Annotated in this window: 1 protein-coding gene; it reads right to left on the bottom strand. The window is 60.3% G+C overall.

The features are described from left to right. On the bottom strand, positions 1-818 hold an 818-nt coding region (locus AC1RQF_RS33375), incomplete at its 3' end, for an IS256 family transposase (protein WP_492874399.1). Between the last annotated feature and the right edge of the window lie 62 nt (positions 819-880).

The raw sequence follows: 880 nt of genomic DNA, 5'->3' as shown, positions 1-880 counted from the left end.
TGCACGATGCAGGTCTGCACGGTAGTCTGGGGATAAACCGTGCCGATTGCCTCGGGAAGTCCTTTCAGACCGTCAACCACGGCAATCAGAATATCCTGGCAGCCGCGTACCTTCAGTTCATTGAATACCTTGAGCCAGAACTTGGCGCCCTCGGTCTGCTCGATCCACAGCCCCAGCACGTCGCGCTGGCCGTCAGCCTGGATGCCCAGTGCCAGATACACGGCCTTGTTGCTGACGATTCCGTCATCGCGGATCTTGACCCGCAGCGCGTCGAAGAACACCACCGGATACATCGTTTCGAGCGGCCGGCTTTGCCAGGCGAAAGCCTCGGCCATGACCTCGTCGGTTACCGAACTGATGAAATCGGGAGACACCTCGGTACCGTAGCTCTCTGCCAGAAACGCTTGAATCTCGCGTACGCTCATGCCGCGCGCGTACATCGCGATGATGCGCTCATCGAAACCGGTAAAGCGGCGCTCGTGCTTGGGAATCAGGATTGGCTCGAAGCTACCGTCGCGATCACGAGGCACTTCGACCCGGACCGGGCCGCGCTCCGTCATGACCGTCTTGCCGCTGGCACCGTTGCGCTCGTTGGCCTGTCCAGGTGGCTTGGGCTGTCCGGACGGGTAACCCAGGTGCAAATTCATCTCAGCACCCATGGCGCGCTCGATGAGTGCCTTGTTGAAGGCCAGCATCAGGTTCTGCACCTCGGCTGGCGTCATTGGACCAGTAACCAACTGGTCAAGCAGTTCTTTGGGCAGGTCCGGCAGCGGGCCCCGCTCCGCCGCCTGCGCAGCGGCTGTTCGTTTTTTCGGCATCGGCATATCCATGACTTTTACCTCTCATGATATGCCCCGCCCACAAAATCCCGGACAGGTCC

This window comes from Burkholderia sp. GW821-FHT14F03, from assembly GCF_058803765.1.
The sequence above is the reverse complement of the archived record's forward strand: the minus strand, read 5'-3'. Positions and strand labels throughout refer to the sequence as shown.